The sequence below is a fragment of the Saccharothrix ecbatanensis genome (genome assembly GCF_014205015.1).
GTDB classification, from domain to species: domain Bacteria; phylum Actinomycetota; class Actinomycetes; order Mycobacteriales; family Pseudonocardiaceae; genus Actinosynnema; species Actinosynnema ecbatanense.
In genome coordinates this window covers 7,164,825-7,182,686 of the sequence record NZ_JACHMO010000001.1, presented here as the reverse complement: position 1 = coordinate 7,182,686, position 17,862 = coordinate 7,164,825, and the positions used below count along the sequence as shown (strand labels likewise).

The window sequence follows — 17,862 nt, the reverse complement described above, 5'->3', positions numbered from 1 at the left end:
ACGAGCGGAGAGAGTCCGCGTGGATCAGCGCGACGAGCAGGAGTTCGCGGAGTACTTCGTGGCTCGCCGGGAGGCCGTGCGCCGAACGGCGTTCCTGCTCTGTGGTGACTGGCACCGGGCGGACGACCTCGCGCAGACCGCGTTCGTCGCGTTGCACCGCAGGTGGCGCAAGGTCCGGGACAAGCAGGCCCTGGACGCCTACGTCCGCCGGACCGTGGTGCGCGCGGTGATCGACGAGTCGCGGCGGCCGTGGCGGCGGGAGCGCTTCGTGGACGAGGTCCCGGAGACGCCCTCGGGTGACGGCGAGATCGGGGACTCGGTGGCGACGCGCGAGGCACTGGTCGCGGGTTTGCGGCGGGTGCCCCCACGACAGCGGGCGGTGCTCGTGCTCAGGTTCCTGGAGGGCCTGGACGTCGCGGCGGCGGCCGAGGCGTTGGGGTGCTCCGAGGGCACGGTGAAGAGCCAGACCTCACGGGGACTGGAAGCCCTGCGCGAGGCGCTGGGCGACTCGATCGAAGACTTGCGGCCGGCGTCGTGAGCAGGAGGAGGTAGGTGGACGAGCAGAAGCTCACGGAGCTGTTCCGCGACGCGGCCAGTGACGCGCCGCCCCCGTCCTTCGACGTGGACGGCGTGCGGTCGGCGTCGGCACGGGCGACCGCGAAGCGGCGGTCGGCGTTCGCGCTCGGCTCCACCATGGCCCTCGTGCTGGTGCTCGGTGGCGTCGTCGCCACGACGAACCTGGTGCAGTCGGATTCGGGCGGCGATACCGCGGCGGTGGGTTCCTTCCAGGACTCCTCGTCCCCTAACGTCTCTCCTTTCACCGCCGCCGAACCGGAAATGATCCCGAAGGACGCGTCACCTGACCGGAGCGGTGGAATTCCGCCCAAGAGCATCCCCGAAGACCCGTCTACGCAGGGGGACGAGCCATCGGGGAGTGCCGACCCACGGGTCGGCAGCGCCCAACGCGGGTGCGTTGAGGTGGACCGGGAGCTCGCCGTCGCCCTCGCCGACGAGCTCTCGGTCGCCAACGCCTCGCAGGCGGCGCCGGCGACCGCGGAGTGCCCGACCGGCGGGCGCGGAGCGAGCTTCCTGGTGCGGGACGGCGCGGTCTACGGCACTGTTTCCGTCGTGGTCGCACCGCTCGGCACGATGGGTCCGGCACCGGACGACACCTTCAGCTACGCGGGCGTGAAGACGTCCGACGGCGAGGAGTTGCACGTGGTCAGCCAGGCGGCCGAGGGTTCGTCGGACAAGCCGTTCGCGAACCGGCTCCAGGCGTTGGCCGAACGGCTCGCGGCGCGGCTCTGAAGCGCCCCGGCCGGCGGAGATCAGGATCACCACCCATTCTGGTACAGGTGTACCAGTAACTTGGTACGCTCGTGCCAGATTGGGGAGGTGGTCCACGTGGCGTGGATCGTGCTCATCGTGTCCGGCGTGTTCGAGGCCGGGTGGGCGGTTTCACTGAAGCTGTCGGACGGCTTCACCAAGTTGTGGTGGTCCGTGTCGTTCGCCGTGTTGGCGCTGGTCAGCTTCGCCGGCTTGGCGTGGGCGATGAAGCAGCTGCCCGCCGGACCGGCGTACGCGGTGTGGACCGGGATCGGCGCGGCGCTCACCGCCGTGATCGGCATGCTCTGGCTCGGCGACGGCGTCAGCACGCTCAAGCTCGTCTCGATCGCCCTCATCGTCAGCGGTGTCGTCGGCCTCAACCTGGCCGGCGGCACGCACTAGTACCTTTCCTGCAATGACAGCCGCAACGCCGAAGGGCGAACGCCGGCGCCAGGCGCTGGTCGAAGCCGCCGCCGGCCTCCTGGTCGACGGCGGCTTCGACGCGATCCGGCACCGCGCCGTCGCCGAGCGCGCGGGCCTGCCGCTGGCCTCCACCACGTACTACTTCGACTCGCTGGACGAGCTGGTCACCGCCGCGCTGGAGTTCCAGGGCAACGGTGAGCTGGCCTACGGCAAGGCCCGGCTGGACGAGCTGGACCCGCGTGAGTGCGGCGGCGACGCGTTCATCGAGCTCGTGCTCGACCTGCTGCTCGGGCCCGCGGGCGACCGTGACGCGGAAGCCGTGCTGCTGCGGTACGAACGCCTGGTCGCCACCGGTCGGCGGCCGTACCTGCGGCCGTTGATGCGCAAGATGTCCGGCGAGCTGCACTCCCTGCTGTTCGACATCTTCGCCCGAGCCGGTCAGCGGGTCAGCCGCGAACGCGTCGAGGAGCTGATCGCGCTGGTCGACGGCGCGGTGGTGAACGCGCTCATCGAGATCAGCCCGGACCCGAGGGCCGCCGCTCGGCGCATGCTCCGGAAAGCGATGCAACCCCGCTGACCCCCAACCGCGTTTGAAGGGGTGGAGGGCGCGGAAGGGGATCGCATGCGCAAGGCCGAGGAGCAGGGCTTCCGTGAGTTCGCGGTGGGCCATGCCGCTTCGTTGCGGCGCACGGCGTACCTGTTCTGCGGCGACTGGCACATGGCCGAGGACCTGATGCAGGCGAGCCTGCTGAAGCTCTACCAGGCGTGGCACCGGATCGAGTGGCGGGACAACGCCTCGGGGTACGCCCGCAAGGTGCTGCTGCGCACGTGGCTGGACGAGAAGCGCAGACCGTGGCGGCGGGTGGAGCAGCGCGACGGCGAGCTGCCGGACGTGGCCGACTCGTCCGCCGACCCGGAACGGTCGGGCGAGCGGCTGTGGGCGCGCGACCTGGTGCACGCGGCGTTGTTGCGGGTGCCGCCGAGGCAGCGGGCCGTGCTCGTGCTGCGGTACTTCGAGGACCTGCCGGTGAGCGACGTCGCGGTGGCGATGGGGTGCACCGAGGGCACGGTCAAGAGCCAGACGTCGCGGGGCCTGGTGGCGCTGCGGGCGGCGGTCGAGCAACTGGAGCGTGGGGTGGTGGTGGCGTCATGAGCGAAGGGGACCTGAGGGAAGGCCTGCGGGCGGCGGTCGGTGACGAGCCGCCGCTGCACTTCGACGCGGACGAGTTGATCCGTCGGGCCGAGCACGCGCGTCGGCGCCGTCGTGCGCTGGTGGCCGTGGCGGTGGCGACGCTCGCCCTCACCGGGACGGTGCTGTCCTTGCCCGGTGTGTTCGACCGGGGGCCGGGGATCGACGCGGCCCGCGGGCCGGTGCTGACGATCACCGCGTCGCCGTCCGCCGACCAGTCCACCGCCCCGTCCACGCCGCGGGCCCAGGTGGCGCCGTCGACCTTGTTCGCGCCGCCGCCCATCACCACCAGGCCGCAGGATGCCGGGACGTACCTCATGACGTACCTGGCCGCGCGGTTCCCCGAGGTCGTGCCGGAGGTGAAGGTCGTGAAGGTCGACTTCACCGAGCCGTACGAGCAGGATCGGGCGGGGTACCTCACCGGCATCGTGCGTTTCCAGGACCGCGTCGCCACCAGCGCGGTCGTCGTGCAGCTCAGCACACCCCCGCTCCGGCTGACCCCGGAGGAGTTCTGCGGCACGACCGAGTGCGGCAAGCTCCTGCCGCAGGCGGACGGCAGCCACCTGGTGTCCACCACGGTCACCGAAGCGGAGACGAACGTGACGACCCGGACCGTGGTGCACCTCCGCGCCGACGGGTCGGTGGTGCGGGTCAGCAGCTACAACCACGACCCGACCACGGGCGGCGACTGGAGACCCGAGGTGGCCGTGAGCACGGAACAGCTGCTGCAGCTGGCCAAGGACCCGAAGCTGTCCCTCTGGTGACGCGCTCCCCGGCGCACGGCCCGCCACCCGGGCCAAATATGCTGGTCACGTGACGGTCAAGCCCCGCATCGCCAATGTCCTCGCCGGTCGCTACGCCTCCACCGAGCTGGCCACGCTGTGGTCCGCCGAGCACAAGATCGTGCTGGAGCGGCAGCTGTGGCTCGCCGTCCTGCGGGCGCAGGCCGACCTCGGCATCGACGTGCCGGCCGCGGCCGTCGCCGACTACGAGCGGGTGGTCGAGCAGGTCGACCTGGCGTCCATCGCCGAGCGCGAGCGGGTCACCCGGCACGACGTGAAGGCGCGCATCGAGGAGTTCAACGCGCTCGCCGGGCACGAGCACGTGCACAAGGGCATGACCTCGCGCGACCTCACCGAGAACGTCGAGCAGCTCCAGGTCCTGCGGTCCCTGGAGCACGTGCGCGGCAAGACGGCCGCCGTCCTCGCCCGCCTCGCGCGCCGTGCCGCCGAGCACACCGACCTCGTCATGGCGGGCCGCTCGCACAACGTCGCCGCCCAGGCCACCACGCTCGGCAAGCGCTTCGCGTCCGCCGCGGACGAGGTGCTGGTCGCGTTCCAGCGGCTGGACGAGCTGATCGCCCGCTACCCGCTGCGCGGCATCAAGGGCCCGGTCGGCACCGCCCAGGACATGCTCGACCTGCTCGGCGGCGACCGGGACAAGCTGGTGGAGCTGGAGCGGACCGTCGCGGGCCACCTCGGCTTCGAGAAGGTGCTGACCAGCGTCGGCCAGGTCTACCCGCGGTCGCTGGACTTCGACGTGGTCTCCACGCTGGTGCAGCTGGCCGCGGGGCCGTCGTCGCTGGCCAAGACGATCCGCCTGATGGCGGGCCACGAGCTGGTCACCGAGGGCTTCAAGCCGGGCCAGGTCGGCTCCAGCGCGATGCCGCACAAGATGAACACCCGGTCGTGCGAGCGGGTGAACGGGTTCGCGGTGATCCTGCGCGGCTACCTGTCCATGGTCGGCGAGCTGTCGGGCGACCAGTGGAACGAGGGCGACGTCTCGTGCTCGGTGGTGCGCCGGGTCGCGCTGCCGGACGCGTTCTTCGCGTTCGACGGGCTGCTGGAGACGTTCCTCACGGTGCTGGACGAGTTCGGCGCGTACCCGGCCGTCGTCGCCCGCGAGCTGGACCGCTACCTGCCGTTCCTGGCCACCACGAAGGTGCTGATGGGCGCGATCCGGGCGGGTGTGGGGCGGGAGACGGCGCACGAGGCGATCAAGGAGCACGCGGTCGCGGTGGCTTTGGCCATGCGCGAGCAGGGCCTGGCGCGGAACGACCTGCTGGACCGGCTCGCCGCCGACGACCGCCTGCCGCTGGACCGGGCCGCGCTGGACGCGCTGCTGGCCGACCGCCTGTCGTTCACCGGTGTGGCGGAACAGCAGGTGGCGGACGTGGTCCGGCAGGTGGAGGACGTGGTGGCGAAGCACCCCGCCGCCGCGGGCTACGCCCCAGAACCGATCCTGTGACATGGCCGCTGCTCCGCAGACGACGCGACCTCGCGTGGTGGTCGGCGTAGGCGACTGAGCCTGCCGTCTGCGGAGCAGCGGCGATCAGACTCAGTCCCGATCCCAGACGAGCCAGCCCCGGCGGGTCTGCTTGCACACCAGCTTGCGGCCCGCCGGGTCGACTGCCTTCGCGCCCTGCTCGTCGCACGGGAAGCCCTCCAGGGCCACCTCGTCGTACCGGGGCGTGGTCGTGGTCGGCGGCGCGATGGTCGGCTCGGGCACCGGCTCGACCTGCACCGGAGGTGGCGGCGGTGGGGGCGGCGGCGGTTCCGTTGTCGCGTCCACGGTCGGCGGCAGCGTGGTGGTCGTCATCGGTCGCACCGAGATGTTGGCCACCGCCGGGATCGACGTCGGGGTGGCGGACGCGGAACTGGAGATCGTCGGGATCACGACCGGCTCCGGGTTCGCCGACGGCTTGCCGCACGCGCCGGTGAGCAGCAGCAGTAGCAGCCCGCCGCTCGCCGCGACCGGTGCTGCGAATGCCTTCCGATGGACCACGGCAAGCAGACTAGGGCCACTCGTCCGATACCCCAAGTGGCGTCTCCCGAGTGGCCTAAGGCCTGCCCCCTCCAAGGGCCTCACGCCGACTCACAGACGGCCCGCGTCGATGATCCGCCGGAGGAACTGCCGGGTGCGCGGGTGCACCGGTTCGCCGAGCACCTGCTCGGGCGGCCCCGACTCGACCAGCCGACCGCCGTCGAGGAACACCACCCGGTCCGCCACCTGCCGCGCGAACCCCATCTCGTGGGTCGCCATCAGGATCGTCCGGCCCGCCTCCGCCAGCTCTCTGACCAGCGCCAACACCTCGCCGACCAGTTCCGGGTCCAACGCGCTGGTGATCTCGTCCAGCAGCAGCAACCGGGGCGAGTAGGCCAACGCCCTGGCGATCGCCACCCGCTGCTGCTGCCCGCCGGACAACTGCTCGGGGTAGCTGCCCGCCCGGCCCGCGAGCCCGACCCGTTCGAGCAGGTCACGGGCATTCTGCTCGGCCTGGTCGCGCGGCACGCCGTGCACCACGCGCGGCGCGAGGGTGATGTTGTCCAGCACGCTCATGTGCGGGAACAGGTTGAACGCCTGGAACACGATGCCCATGCCGCGCCGGGCCACGTCGACGTCCGCCCGCGGGTCGGACACGTCCACGCCGTCGAGCAGCACCTGGCCGTCGTCCAACTCCTCCAGCAGGTTCACGCACCGCAGCAGGGTCGACTTGCCCGACCCGGACGACCCGATCACCGTGACGACCTCGTGCTCGTGCACGTCCAGGCTGATCCCGTCCAGCACTGTGTTGGTCCCGTAGCGCTTGACCACCTCGCGCACGCTCAGCACCGGGTCGGTCATCGTCCCCCCTGACGGCGTTGCGCCCGCCTGCCCATGGCGTCGGCGAACCGGGCCGTGGGCACCGCGAGCAGCACGAACAGCAGTCCCGCCACCACGTACGGGGTGAAGTTGTACGCCCGCGCCTGCTCGATCTGCGCGGCACGCACGGCGTCCACCGCACCCAGCACGGAGATCAGCCCGCAGTCCTTCTGGAGCGCGACGAAGTCGTTCAGCAGCGCCGGCATCACCCGCCGCACGGCCTGCGGCAGCACCACCAGCCGCAGCGTCTTGCGCGGGCTCAGGCCGAGCGACCGTGCCGCCGCGATCTGCGAGGGGTGGACCGACTCGATCCCGGCGCGGAACACCTCCGCCACGTACGCCGTGTACGTGAGCACCAGCGCCACCCCGCCGAGCACGACGAAGTCGTTGGGCACGCCGGTCAGCCGCAACGCGGGCAGGCCGAAACCGACCAGGTACAGCAGGATGATCAACGGCAGGCCGCGGAACAGGTCCACGTACCCCGTCGCCAACACGCGCAACGGGAACCACACCGGGCCGCGCAGGGTGCGCAACGCCGCGATGCCCAGCGCGAGCACCAGGATCACCGCGCCGCACACCACCAGCACGCGCAGGTTCAGCCAGAGCCCTTCGAGGATCGCGGGCAGCGAGCGCCACGCGACCTCGGCGTTGAAGAACGACTGCCGCACCCGCGGCCAGCCCGGCGCACCGGTGACGGTGACCGTGGCGGCGACGGCGAACACGGCGGTCGACAGCAGGGCGACCAGCGTGGACCGCCGCGAACGGGAACGCTTGTAGGCCAGGCGTTCCCGTTGCAGCTCGCTCGTCACTTCAGCTCGGGTGCGGTGCCCGCGGCGGACAGCCATTCCTCTTCGATCTTGGCCAGCGTGCCGTCCGCACGCAGGTTCTCCACCGCCGTCGACACGCACGCCGTGAGCGGGCTGCCCTTGTCGAGCACGATGCCGAACTGCTCGGGCTTGCCGTCGCCGCGCGGGATCTGGCCGACGATCACGCCGTCCTCCAGTTCGGCGGACGTGATGTAGAACGCGGTCGGCAGGTCCACCACGAGCGCGTCGATCTGCCCGGCGCGCAGCGCGGCCTTGGCGTCCTCGTTCGTGTTGTAGACCGCGACGTCCTCCTCCGGCTGGAGGCGCAGCGCGGCCTCGTAGCTGGTGGTGCCGACCTGCGCGCCGATCTTGACCGCCTTCAGCTCCGCCAGCGTCTTCACCGAGGCGGCCTTGGCCGACTTCAGCGTGATGACGACCTGGTCCACGTCGTAGTACGGCGCGGAGAAGTCGACCGCCTGCCTGCGCTCCTCGGTGATGGAGAACTCGTTCAGGTCCATGTCGTAGGTCTTCTTGCCCGGCTGGATGGCGGCGAGGAACGGCACCCGCGTCCACACCACGTCGGTCTTCGCGTAGCCCAGTTCGTCCGCCAGCGCGTAGGCGATGGCCGACTCGAAGCCCTTGCCGTTGGCCGGGTCGTCGTCCACGAACCACGGCTCGTACACCGGCTGGTCCGTGCCGAAGGTGATCTTGCCCGAGGTCAGCGTGGCGAGCTTGTCCTTCGTGCAGTCCACGCCGTCCACCTGGTTGGTGGGCGGCGCCGGCTGGTCCGCGGGGGCACAGGCGACCGCGAGGGCGGCCGTGACGGCGAGTATCAGTCCGGGTGCGCGCATGGCACGAATCTTGCACCAGGAGGGAAGGGCCATCGGCGTGATGGGACAAGTACTCTTCGGGCCGTGCCCAAGCTCGCTGAATACCGGCAGGTCGCCGCAGGCAAGGTCCGTCAGATCCACGAGGTGGACGACGAGTTGCTGCTGTTCGTGGCGTCCGACCGGATCTCCGCCTTCGACCACGTGCTGACCACGGAGATCCCCGACAAGGGTCGGGTGCTCACCGCGATGAGCGTGTTCTGGTTCGAGAAGTTCGCGGACCTGGTGCCCAACCACCTGGTGGCGTGGGACGACCCGCGCATCCCCGCCGAGGTGCGCGGCCGGGCGCTGCTGGTGCGTCGGCTGGAGATGGTCCAGGTGGAGTGCGTGGCGCGCGGCTACCTGACCGGGTCGGGGATGGCCGAGTACCGGCAGACCGGGTCGGTGTGCGGCATCGACCTGCCGTCGGGCCTGGTCGAGGCGTCCGAGCTGACCCCGCCGATCTTCACCCCGGCGACCAAGGCCGAGCTCGGGTCGCACGACGAGAACGTGTCGTACGCGCACGTCGAGGCGGCGGTGGGCGCTTCCCTGGCCACCCGTCTGCGGGACACCACGCTGGAGGTCTACGGCGCGGGGCGCGAGTACGCCCGGTCGCGCGGCGTGATCCTGGCCGACACGAAGTTCGAGTTCGGGCTGGACCGGTCCGGGACGCTGGTGCTCGGCGACGAGGTGCTGACGCCGGACTCGTCGCGGTACTGGCCCGCGGACGGGTACGAGCCGGGGCGCGCGCAGCCGTCGTTCGACAAGCAGTACGTGCGCGACTGGCTCACCTCGGACGCCTCCGGCTGGGACCGCGCCTCCGACACCCCGCCGCCACCGCTGCCGGACGACGTGGTCGCCGCCACCAGGGCCAGGTACGTCGAGGCGTACGAGCGGATCACCGGCCGTTCGTTCGCCGAGTGGCCCAGCCCGGAATAAGGCCCCGGACGAGGCCCGGTCCGGCATAAGTTCGCCGGTTCCGCATCGGCTGGTCACCTGGTCGTAGAGCGGCCGACACGCCGGTGCGGCGCACTGGGTGGCATGGTCGCCGACCTCGTGGTTTCGCTGTCCGGCATCGGACCGAGCACGCTCGCCCGATGCGCCGACCTGACCGACGAACTGGACCGGCGGCGGGTGCCGTTGTCGCTGCTCCTCGCGCCCCGCAAGGCCGTGCCCGGTGACGCTTTGACCTGGGTCCGCCACCGCGTGGCGGCGGGCGATGCGCTGGTCCTGCACGGTTTCGACCACCAGCCGGACCCGACGCACCGGGCGGTGTCGCTGCGCCGCCGTGCCGAGTTCTCCGCGCTGCCCGCGCACGAGGCCGGCCTGCGGCTGGTCGCCGCGCGGACCGGGTTGGAACGGTTGGGGCTGGCCACCGACGTGTTCGCGCCGCCGTGCTGGCTGGCCTCACCGGGAACGGTGGTCGCGTTGCGCCGGCACCGGTTCGTGGTGTGCGCGGACATGGCGGGCGTGCGGAACCTGCGCACCGGCTCGGTCCAGCCGGGGCGGGTGCGGATGGTCAGCGAGCACTGGAGCTACCTGCTCGGCGTCGGCCGGGCGGCGCGGCGTGGCGGGCTCGTGCGGATCGGGGTGGACGCCGCGTCGCTCGACCACATCGGGCAGCGCGAGGTGCTGCTGGAAGCCGTCGACCTGGCGCTGCACCACGGCGCGTCCCCGACCACCTACAACTCGATCGCCTCACCGCGGGGCAGCACGACGACGTCCACACCTTCCGGCGCGGTGCCTTTGAGGACGCGGTAGAACAGCTCCGTCTTCGCCAGGATCGCCTCGTGGATCGGCACGGCCTTGCGCGGACCGACCTTTGCCAGGAAGTCCACCGCGTCGGAGACCTTCATCCACGGTGCGGCGGTGGGCAGGCCGAGGATGTCGATGCGCTGGTCGGGCACGGTCAGCGAGTCGCCGGGGTGGTAGAACGCGCCGTGGTCGACCAGGTAGCCGACGTTCAACGGCCGTTCGATGGTCGGGTGGATGACCTCGTGCGGCGCGTTGACGACGTTCACCGCGGTGTTCTTGATGTCGAGGGAATCGCCGGGCTTGACGATCTCCGCGCCTTCGAGGTCGAACGGCGCGATCAGCCGGGCGCCGGGGTTGGCCGCGCGCAGGCTGGGCAGCTTCCCGGTGTCGACGTGGTCGGGGTGGTCGTGCGTGATCAGGATCGCGTCGAGCTCTTCGACCAGCTCGAACCCCGTCGAGAACGTGCCGGGGTCGAACAGCAGCCGGGCCTCGCCGGTGTCGACAAGCAGGCACGAGTGTCCGAAGTGGATGATCAGCATGGGGGTGGACCTCCTCTGCGTGTCGTTCTACCCGGGTTGGCGGGTGCTCGCTCAGCCGACGTCCAGCAGGAGCGCGTCCTCGACGTCCGGCGTCAGCCCCGCGCGGCGGGTGCGGTCGGGACCGAGGGCGCGTTCGTGCTCCAGCGTGTCCAGCGCCGTGTCGGACGTGGGGCGGACCCGGAGGCCGGCGGCCAGTGCCGGTCCCGCGTCGCGGAACATCATCGCGCGGTGGGTCGGCGGCAGCCACAGCGGCAGTGAACGCGGCCCGACCCACGGCGCGACGCCGTGCCGCTGGAGGACGGGCTCGGGGATGCGGACCAATTCGGTGCCCTGCGGCGCCACCGCGCCCGCGATCTCGCCGAGGACGAGGGACAGCGGGTTGGCCGGGCCGATGGCGTCGTAGGTGCCGGTGACGCGGTGTTCGGCGGCGTCCACGATCCAGGTTGCGAGGTTGCGCACGTCGATGTGCTGGGCGGCCTGGTCGGGCGCGTCGGGGACCGCGACCCGGCCGCCCCGCGCGAGCCGGTTGGGCCAGTAGCCGAACCGGTCGCTCGGGTCGCCGGGGCCGGTGATGAGGCCCGCGCGGACGATGAAGGCGCGGCCGTCGAGCGCGTCATGGACGGCGTTCTCGCTTGCCACCTTGATCGCGCCGTAGCGGTCGGGGGACGAAGGAGCGTCGGCGTCGTCTTCCAGCGGGGCGAAGGTGGCCGTGCTGCCGGGGGTGGAGTGGTCGGCGTAGGCGGAGCAGCTGGAGATGAAGGTCCAGTGGTCGGCGGTGACCGATCTCAGCGCGTCCCGGACCCAGGTGACGGACATCTTGGCCACGTCCACGACCGCGTCGAAGTGGGAGCCCACCAGCGGGCCGAGCCCGACGTTCCGGTCGACGGCGACGTGCGTCGCGCCGTCTGGCACCCGCCCCGACTCCCCACGCGCCGCGCAGACCACCTCGTGCCCGCGCCGGACCGCCTCGACGGCAGTCGCCTTGCTGAGGAAAACCGTGCCACCGAGCACCAGGATGCGCATGATCCCCACCCTGCGTCGCCCCAGCCCCGCCCGCCACCGCGTCCGCCGAAAGCGAACACCCGAACACTGTCCGGAAATAGCGCGAGCACGGCCGCCCAACCGTCCGGGAGGGGGACCGTGCTCACTTCCTCGGCTTACGGGCCTCGGCTGCGTTGACCTTAGCGAAGGAATGCGCCGGAAATCCAATTCCCGACGGGTGAAGCTGCCTTGATATGGGACCACTGGGGCGACCGAACACACGTTCGGGCGGAACTGTTCCAGGTGCGCAGCAGAGGTGCCGATAGACCGCCGTGAGTGTGCAAGCTTTCGTTGACGAGTCCCGTCGAAACGACACCTACCTCCTGGCTGTGGCATTGGTGGACCTCGGTGATCTGGCCCCACTGCGCAAAGCGCTGCGAGGGCTGCTCTTTCCCGGCCAGCGCGAGCTGCACTTTCAGCGAGAGACACCGCAGCGGCGGAAGCTGATCCTGTCGCGCGTGGTGGAACTCGAAGTGCGCGTTGACATCTATCGGGCCGATTGTCGCCGAAGCGAGGAGATCGCCCGCCGAATCTGCCTGACGCGGCTGGTGGACGACCTGCTCGACGTCGATGCCCGGCGGCTTGTGCTCGACAGCAGGTCGGGCCGAGACCAGCATGACATCCGAACCATTCGGGACGTGTTGGGTAAGCGCCCGCGTGAGAGCGGCCTGCTGTACGAGCACTTCGACAGTGCGAGTGATCCATTGGTGTGGTTGGCCGATATCGCAGCATGGAGCTACGGCGCAGGTGGCGACTGGACGCGTCGCGTCACCCCGGTGATCGGTTCGGTGATCCGGCTCGACTGGCCCTAGGAAAGCGCGAAGCACGGCCGCCGACCGTCCGGACGGGTGCCGTGCTCACTTCCTCGGCCTACGGGGCCTTGGCGAGATCAGGTTAGCAGGAACCTGCTCCGAAACGCCGCATCACGATCGGGTGATCCTAGGTGAACGTGTGCTGCCCGCCACCTGTGAAGATGATGAACACCCAGGTCAGGTAGGCTCCGCGAGTACCGCCAGCCCTCCTAGCTTGGAGCAGCCTGTCGTGGCCCGAGTCGTCGTCGACGTCATGCCGAAGCCCGAAATCCTCGACCCGCAAGGACAGGCGGTGGCCAACGCGCTGCCCCGTCTCGGGTTCGACGGAATCACCAGTGTCCGCCAGGGCAAGCACTTCGAGTTGGAGGTCGCCGACGACGTCGACGACGCCACACTCGCCAAGATCGCCGAGACCTTCCTCGCCAACCCGGTGATCGAGGACTGGGTCGTGAGGCGGGTAGAGGCATGAGGGTCGGGGTCATCACGTTCCCCGGCACGCTGGACGACGTCGACGCGGCCCGCGCGGTCGAGTACGCGGGTGGGGAGGCGGTCAGGCTCTGGCACGCCGACCACGACCTGAAGAACGTCGACGCGGTCATCGTGCCCGGTGGGTTCTCCTACGGCGACTACCTGCGCTGCGGCGCGATCGCCCGGTTCGCCCCGGTCATGCAGGAAGTGATCGACGCGGCGAAGAAGGGCATGCCGGTCCTCGGCATCTGCAACGGCTTCCAGATCCTGTGCGAGGCCCACCTGCTGCCCGGCGCGCTCATCCGCAACCACAAGCTGCACTTCGTGTGCCGCGACCAGTGGCTGAAGGTCGAGAACAACGCCACCGCGTGGACGTCCCGCTACGACAACGGCGCGGAGATCCTCGTCCCGCTCAAGTCCGGCGAGGGCGGCTACCAGGCCGATCAGTCCACTTTGGACGAACTTGAGGGCGAAGGCCGGGTCGTGTTCCGCTACGTTGTGGACCAGCACCAGCCGGGCGAGGCTGGTGGGGATCGCAACCGCTACGTCGGCGAGAACCCGAACGGCTCGCGCAACGACATCGCGGGCATCACCAGCGCCAACGGCCGGATCGTCGGCCTGATGCCGCACCCCGAGCACGCGATCGACGCGCTCACCGGGCCGACCGACGACGGGCTCGGCATCTTCCTGTCCCTCGTCGACTCGGTGGTGAAGGCGTGATGACCGTCGACACCGTCAAGAACGCGGAGAACACGCCCGACCAGGAGCAGCCCTACAAGGAGCTGGGCCTGAAGGACGACGAGTACGCCCGCATCAAGGACATCCTGGGCCGCCGCCCCACGGACGCCGAGCTGGCCATGTACTCGGTGATGTGGAGCGAGCACTGCTCCTACAAGTCCTCCAAGGTGCACCTCAAGTACTTCTCCGACACCACGACCGACGAGATGCGCGAGAAGATGCTCGCGGGCATCGGCGAGAACGCGGGCGTGGTCGACATCGGCGACGGCTGGGCGATCACGTTCAAGGCCGAGAGCCACAACCACCCGTCCTACGTCGAGCCGTACCAGGGCGCGGCGACGGGCGTGGGCGGCATCGTGCGGGACATCCTGGCGATGGGCGCGCGTCCGCTGGCCGTGATGGACCCGCTGCGGTTCGGCCCGGCCGACGCGCCGGACACCCGCCGCGTGCTGCCGGGCATCGTGGCCGGCGTCGGCGGCTACGGCAACTGCCTTGGCCTGCCGAACATCGGCGGCGAGGTCGTGTTCGACGCGAGCTACGCGGGCAACCCGCTGGTCAACGCCCTGTGCGTGGGTGCAATGCGGGTCGAGGACCTGCACCTGGCGCACGCCTCGGGCACCGGCAACAAGGTCATCCTGTTCGGCGCGCGCACGGGCCTCGACGGCATCGGCGGCGTGTCGGTGCTGGCGAGCGAGACGTTCGACGACACGGCGGGCAAGCGCAAGAAGCTGCCCAGCGTGCAGGTGGGCGACCCGTTCACCGAGAAGGTCCTGATCGAGTGCTGCCTGGAGCTGTTCGCCGAGCGCATCGTGGTCGGCATCCAGGACCTGGGCGGCGCGGGCCTGGCGTGCGCGACGTCGGAGCTGGCCAGCGCCGGTGACGGCGGCATGCACGTCTACCTGGACCGGGTGCCGTTGCGCGCCACGGGCATGACGCCGGCGGAGATCCTGTCCAGCGAGTCGCAGGAGCGCATGTGCGCGGTCGTGCGGCCGGAGGACCTGGACGCCTTCATGGCGGTCTGCGCGAAGTGGGACGTCATCGCCACCGAGATCGGCGAGGTCACCGAGGGCGACCGGCTGGTCATCACCTGGCACGACGAGATCGTGCTGGACGTGCCGCCGCGCACCGTCGCGCACGAGGGCCCGGTGTACAACCGGCCGATCGAGCGCCCGGCCGACCAGGACGCGCTCCAGGCCGACACGCCGGACAAGCTGGCGAAGCCCGCGCGGGAAGAGCTGCTCGACCTGGTCAAGACGATGGCCGCGTCGCCGAACCTGGCGTCGAAGCGGTGGGTCACCCAGCAGTACGACCGCTACGTGCGCGGCGGCACGGTGCTCTCGCAGCCGTCCGACTCGGGCATGATCCGGATCGACGAGTCGACCAACCGGGGCGTGGCGCTGTCGACGGACTGCAACGGCCGCTACGCCAAGCTCGACCCGTACGCGGGCGCGCAGCTGGCGCTGGCCGAGGCGTACCGGAACGTGTCGACCACGGGCGCCACGCCGGTCGCCGTCACCAACTGCCTGAACTTCGGCTCGCCCGAGGACCCGGCGGTGATGTGGCAGTTCGAGCAGGCCGTGAAGGGCCTCGCGGACGGGTGCGTCGAGCTGGGCATCCCGGTCACCGGCGGCAACGTCAGCTTCTACAACCAGACCGGCGCCACGGCGATCCTGCCGACGCCGGTCGTGGGCGTGCTCGGCGTGATCGACGACGTCCGCCGCCGCATCCCCACCGGGATCGGCGCGGAAGCGGGCGAGACGCTGCTGCTGCTCGGCGAGACGCGCGCTGAGTTCGGCGGCTCGGAGTGGGCCCACGTGGTGCACGGTCACCTGGGCGGTCTGCCGCCGAAGGTGGACCTCCAGCGGGAGAAGCTGCTGGGTGAGGTGCTGGTGGCGGGGTCGCGTGACGGCATGCTGTCCGCCGCGCACGACCTGTCCGACGGCGGCCTGGCGCAGGCGCTGGTGGAGACGTGCCTGATCGGCGAGGTCGGCGCCCGGGTCTTCCTGGAGGGCGACCTGTTCACCGAGCTGTTCAGCGAGTCGACGGCCCGCGTGCTGGTCGCCGTGCCGCGCACGGAGGAACTGCGGTTCACCGACATGTGCACGGCGCGCGGTCTGCCGTGGCACAAGGTGGGCGTGGTGGACCCGGAGTCCGACGCGCTGGAGTTCCAGGAGCTGGGTTCGCTGCCGCTGGCCGAGCTGCGCGAGGCCTGGGAGGGCACCCTCCCCGCGCTGTTCGACTGAGTCCGATGGAGGTGGTTGAGGAGCACGGCCAAGTGCTCCTCAACCACACCTCGGCGAGCGTCAGCCGTTGGCCAGCGCCTGGAGACGGTCGTAGGCGCCGTTGAACTGGTTCTGGTCGATCGGCGACGACGAGTACTGCCAGAACGTGTAGTAGCCCCACGCGTATGGCAGCGTGCCGACGGTGGACGAGTAGCGCGCGATCCACAGCGGGTTCGTGGAGCTGAAGTCGCCGCTCACGCACTGGTTCCACCAGCTGGTGGACGTGTAGATGACGGGCCAGCGCCCGGTGCGGTAGTGGTAGCGGTCGCTGAACGACCGGACCCACGTCGTCATGCTGGCCTTCGACAACCCGTAACAGGTTGAGCCGTAAGGGTTGTACTCCATGTCCAGCGCGCCGGGCAGGGTCTTCCCGTCACGCGACCAGCCGCCGCCGTTGTTGACGAAGAAGTCGGCCTGGGTCGAGCCGGCGGACCGGTCCGGCAGCGCGAAGTGGTAGGCGCCGCGGATCATGCCGACGTTGTAGGACCCGTTGTACTGCTGGGCGAAGTACGGGTTGCGGTAGGTGGTGCTCTCGGTGGCCTTGACGTAGGCGAACCGCTTGCCCTGGCCCCACCAGTAGGTCCAGTTGACGTTGCCTTGGTGCCCGCTGACGTCGATGCCGTACACGACGGCCTGGGCGCTCGGGTCGGTGTTGATGACGATCCGCTGGTCGCCGCGTCCTTCGTGCTTGGCGATCTGCGAACCCATGGCGTGGTCCTCGACGACGGGCGCGGCCTGCGCGGTGCCGGCTAAACCGGGCAGGGCCAGACCGACGCAGGCCAGGAGGACGGTGGCGGAGCGTGCGAGCTTCTTCATGGGTTACTCCTTGAGCCAGTGCAGGGTGTTGACTCGTTGGGCAGTGTGCTGCACCTCTAACCAATTCGCCAAGCTTTATGTGAATTGGTCACGAAAACGGAGCAACCCCGACTGGCCCAGTGCCACCCTGCGTCGCCATCAACGCACCCCATTCGGCCGGCGGTACTGATACGTCAGGCTTGGATCGTCAGGCCATTCGTCCGGTTCCGCATCCGCTGTTCACCCGTCCAGGCGCCGCAACTCCTCCTCGGACAGCTCGAGGTGCACCGCGTCGGCCGAGTCGGAGATGCTCGCCGGCCGCGAGGAACCGGGGATCGGCACCACCTGCGGCGCCTTGGCGAGCATCCACGCCAGGCACACCTGCTGCGGGCTGACGCCGTGCGCCCGGCCGACCTCGGCGAACGCGGTGAACCGGGCGCCCAGCTCACCGGCCGCGCTGATGCCGCCCAGCGGGCTCCACGGCAGGAACGCGATGTCCAGCTCGGCGCACAGCTCCAGCTCCGGTTCGCTGGACCGGAACGCGGGCGAGAACTGGTTCTGCACGCTCGCCAGCCGACCGCCCAGGATCTCGTTCGCCTGCCGGATCTGCGTCGGGTCGAAGTTCGACACGCCCGCGAGCTTGATCTTGCCCGCGTCGAGCAGCTCGGCCAGCGCGCCGACCGACTCGGCGACCGGCACGGCCGGGTCCGGCCGGTGGAACTGGTACAGGTCGATCGCGTCGACGCCCAGCCGGCGCAACGACGCGTCGCACGCCGCCTTCAGGTACTCCGGGCGCCCGTTCACGTCCCAGCCGCCGCCGGACGTCCGGGTGTGGCCGCCCTTGGTGGCGACCATGACGCCGTCGACGCCCTTCAGGGCTTCGGCGATCAGCTCTTCGTTGTGCCCGAAGTCGCTGTCGTCGGCCGAGTACGCGTCGGCCGTGTCGATCAGCGTCACGCCCTTGTCGACCGCGGTGCGGATCGTCTCGATCGACTGGGCGCGGTCGGGGCGGCCTTCGAGCGACATCGGCATCGCGCCCAGGCCGATGGCGCTGACCTCGACTCCTCCGATACGACGAGTCAGCATCTGTAAGTCCCTCCTGTGGTGGATTGCCCGTGTTGGATTGCCGCTGCTCCGCGACCTCGCGGTCAACTTGTGCCCCACCAGCTTGGGCGGTACG

Annotated in this window: 21 protein-coding genes; 13 read left to right on the top strand and 8 right to left on the bottom strand. The window is 70.5% G+C overall.

Features of this window, described 5'->3' with window-relative positions:
* The first annotated feature begins 19 nt into the window (after positions 1-19).
* The 7 genes from F4560_RS31130 (at position 20) to purB (ending at position 5,185) form a co-directional block, all read left to right on the top strand.
* Entirely contained in the window at positions 20-538 is a 519-nt protein-coding gene (locus F4560_RS31130; protein WP_184926186.1) for a SigE family RNA polymerase sigma factor, read from the top strand.
* 14 nt (positions 539-552) lie between these two features.
* Positions 553-1,308, top strand: a complete 756-nt coding sequence (locus F4560_RS31125) for a hypothetical protein (protein WP_184926184.1) — start codon at positions 553-555, stop codon at positions 1,306-1,308.
* A 96-nt stretch (positions 1,309-1,404) separates the two neighbouring features.
* Entirely contained in the window at positions 1,405-1,728 is a 324-nt protein-coding gene (locus F4560_RS31120; RefSeq protein WP_184926181.1) for a DMT family transporter, read from the top strand.
* A gap of 13 nt (positions 1,729-1,741) precedes the next feature.
* Positions 1,742-2,326, top strand: a complete 585-nt coding sequence (locus F4560_RS31115; protein ID WP_184926179.1) for a TetR/AcrR family transcriptional regulator — start codon at positions 1,742-1,744, stop codon at positions 2,324-2,326.
* A 45-nt stretch (positions 2,327-2,371) separates the two neighbouring features.
* Positions 2,372-2,902 carry an RNA polymerase sigma factor gene (locus F4560_RS31110; protein ID WP_184926177.1) on the top strand — a complete coding sequence of 177 codons (531 nt, stop codon included), beginning with the start codon at positions 2,372-2,374 and terminating at the stop codon, positions 2,900-2,902.
* Positions 2,899-3,702, top strand: coding sequence for a hypothetical protein (locus F4560_RS31105; RefSeq protein WP_184926176.1), 804 nt, complete (start codon positions 2,899-2,901; stop codon positions 3,700-3,702). The genes F4560_RS31110 and F4560_RS31105 overlap by 4 nt, the downstream gene beginning before the upstream one ends.
* Before the next feature lie 49 nt (positions 3,703-3,751).
* Complete coding sequence (gene purB / locus F4560_RS31100) at positions 3,752-5,185, top strand: adenylosuccinate lyase (RefSeq protein ID WP_184926174.1); 1,434 nt, start codon at positions 3,752-3,754, stop codon at positions 5,183-5,185.
* Positions 5,186-5,275: 90 nt separating this feature from the next.
* On the opposite strand, the gene F4560_RS31095 is transcribed toward purB, so the two are convergent.
* The 4 genes from F4560_RS31095 to F4560_RS31080 all read right to left on the bottom strand — a co-directional run bounded on the left by F4560_RS31095 (position 5,276) and on the right by F4560_RS31080 (position 8,237).
* On the bottom strand, positions 5,276-5,722 hold the full coding sequence (locus tag F4560_RS31095) for a hypothetical protein (protein ID WP_184926172.1): 447 nt from the start codon (positions 5,720-5,722) through the stop codon (positions 5,276-5,278).
* 90 nt (positions 5,723-5,812) lie between these two features.
* A complete protein-coding gene (locus F4560_RS31090) occupies positions 5,813-6,562 on the bottom strand; it encodes an amino acid ABC transporter ATP-binding protein (protein ID WP_184926171.1) in 750 nt (249 codons plus the stop codon).
* On the bottom strand, positions 6,559-7,389 hold the full coding sequence (locus F4560_RS31085) for an amino acid ABC transporter permease (RefSeq protein ID WP_312869584.1): 831 nt from the start codon (positions 7,387-7,389) through the stop codon (positions 6,559-6,561). The genes F4560_RS31090 and F4560_RS31085 overlap by 4 nt, the downstream gene beginning before the upstream one ends.
* Positions 7,386-8,237, bottom strand: coding sequence for an ABC transporter substrate-binding protein (locus F4560_RS31080; protein ID WP_184926167.1), 852 nt, complete (start codon positions 8,235-8,237; stop codon positions 7,386-7,388). The genes F4560_RS31085 and F4560_RS31080 overlap by 4 nt, the downstream gene beginning before the upstream one ends.
* Before the next feature lie 63 nt (positions 8,238-8,300).
* Between F4560_RS31080 and F4560_RS31075 the strand changes: the two genes are divergently transcribed.
* Entirely contained in the window at positions 8,301-9,191 is an 891-nt protein-coding gene (locus tag F4560_RS31075) for a phosphoribosylaminoimidazolesuccinocarboxamide synthase (protein WP_184926165.1), read from the top strand.
* Between the two features lie 102 nt (positions 9,192-9,293).
* Positions 9,294-10,013, top strand: coding sequence for a DUF2334 domain-containing protein (locus F4560_RS31070; protein ID WP_184926163.1), 720 nt, complete (start codon positions 9,294-9,296; stop codon positions 10,011-10,013).
* Here F4560_RS31070 and F4560_RS31065 read toward each other — a convergent pair.
* Both F4560_RS31065 and F4560_RS31060 read right to left on the bottom strand, forming a co-directional pair.
* Positions 9,935-10,546 carry an MBL fold metallo-hydrolase gene (locus F4560_RS31065; RefSeq protein WP_184926161.1) on the bottom strand — a complete coding sequence of 204 codons (612 nt, stop codon included), beginning with the start codon at positions 10,544-10,546 and terminating at the stop codon, positions 9,935-9,937. The genes F4560_RS31070 and F4560_RS31065 overlap by 79 nt on opposite strands.
* Before the next feature lie 51 nt (positions 10,547-10,597).
* Positions 10,598-11,569 carry an NAD-dependent epimerase/dehydratase family protein gene (locus tag F4560_RS31060; RefSeq protein ID WP_184926159.1) on the bottom strand — a complete coding sequence of 324 codons (972 nt, stop codon included), beginning with the start codon at positions 11,567-11,569 and terminating at the stop codon, positions 10,598-10,600.
* 347 nt (positions 11,570-11,916) lie between these two features.
* On the opposite strand from F4560_RS31060, the gene F4560_RS31055 reads away from it, so the two are divergent.
* The 4 genes from F4560_RS31055 (at position 11,917) to purL (ending at position 15,848) form a co-directional block, all read left to right on the top strand.
* Positions 11,917-12,399 carry a hypothetical protein gene (locus F4560_RS31055; protein WP_312869583.1) on the top strand — a complete coding sequence of 161 codons (483 nt, stop codon included), beginning with the start codon at positions 11,917-11,919 and terminating at the stop codon, positions 12,397-12,399.
* Between the two features lie 229 nt (positions 12,400-12,628).
* Entirely contained in the window at positions 12,629-12,868 is a 240-nt protein-coding gene (purS, locus tag F4560_RS31050) for a phosphoribosylformylglycinamidine synthase subunit PurS (RefSeq protein WP_033428368.1), read from the top strand.
* Complete coding sequence (gene purQ, locus F4560_RS31045; RefSeq protein ID WP_184926155.1) at positions 12,865-13,587, top strand: phosphoribosylformylglycinamidine synthase subunit PurQ; 723 nt, start codon at positions 12,865-12,867, stop codon at positions 13,585-13,587. Before purS ends, purQ begins: the two co-directional genes overlap by 4 nt.
* Entirely contained in the window at positions 13,587-15,848 is a 2,262-nt protein-coding gene (gene purL, locus F4560_RS31040) for a phosphoribosylformylglycinamidine synthase subunit PurL (protein ID WP_184926153.1), read from the top strand. Before purQ ends, purL begins: the two co-directional genes overlap by 1 nt.
* Before the next feature lie 60 nt (positions 15,849-15,908).
* Here the strand turns inward: purL and F4560_RS31035 are convergent, their stop codons facing one another.
* Entirely contained in the window at positions 15,909-16,703 is a 795-nt protein-coding gene (locus F4560_RS31035; protein WP_184926151.1) for a lysozyme, read from the bottom strand.
* 219 nt (positions 16,704-16,922) lie between these two features.
* On the bottom strand, positions 16,923-17,768 hold the full coding sequence (locus tag F4560_RS31030; protein WP_184926149.1) for an aldo/keto reductase: 846 nt from the start codon (positions 17,766-17,768) through the stop codon (positions 16,923-16,925).
* Between the last annotated feature and the right edge of the window lie 94 nt (positions 17,769-17,862).

Excerpts from the sequence above, each read along its gene's own strand:
- F4560_RS31110 (WP_184926177.1), top strand. The coding sequence starts at position 2,372 with ATGCGCAAGGCCGAGGAGCAGGGCTTCCGTGAGTTCGCGGTGGGCCAT.
- F4560_RS31065 (WP_184926161.1), bottom strand. The coding sequence starts at position 10,546 with ATGCTGATCATCCACTTCGGACACTCGTGCCTGCTTGTCGACACCGGC.
- F4560_RS31080 (WP_184926167.1), bottom strand. The coding sequence starts at position 8,237 with ATGCGCGCACCCGGACTGATACTCGCCGTCACGGCCGCCCTCGCGGTC.
- F4560_RS31030 (WP_184926149.1), bottom strand. The coding sequence starts at position 17,768 with ATGCTGACTCGTCGTATCGGAGGAGTCGAGGTCAGCGCCATCGGCCTG.
- F4560_RS31090 (WP_184926171.1), bottom strand. The coding sequence starts at position 6,562 with ATGACCGACCCGGTGCTGAGCGTGCGCGAGGTGGTCAAGCGCTACGGG.
- purQ (WP_184926155.1), top strand. The coding sequence starts at position 12,865 with ATGAGGGTCGGGGTCATCACGTTCCCCGGCACGCTGGACGACGTCGAC.
- F4560_RS31105 (WP_184926176.1), top strand. The coding sequence starts at position 2,899 with ATGAGCGAAGGGGACCTGAGGGAAGGCCTGCGGGCGGCGGTCGGTGAC.
- F4560_RS31060 (WP_184926159.1), bottom strand. The coding sequence starts at position 11,569 with ATGCGCATCCTGGTGCTCGGTGGCACGGTTTTCCTCAGCAAGGCGACT.
- F4560_RS31115 (WP_184926179.1), top strand. The coding sequence starts at position 1,742 with ATGACAGCCGCAACGCCGAAGGGCGAACGCCGGCGCCAGGCGCTGGTC.
- F4560_RS31070 (WP_184926163.1), top strand. The coding sequence starts at position 9,294 with ATGGTCGCCGACCTCGTGGTTTCGCTGTCCGGCATCGGACCGAGCACG.
- purL (WP_184926153.1), top strand. The coding sequence starts at position 13,587 with ATGACCGTCGACACCGTCAAGAACGCGGAGAACACGCCCGACCAGGAG.
- F4560_RS31035 (WP_184926151.1), bottom strand. The coding sequence starts at position 16,703 with ATGAAGAAGCTCGCACGCTCCGCCACCGTCCTCCTGGCCTGCGTCGGT.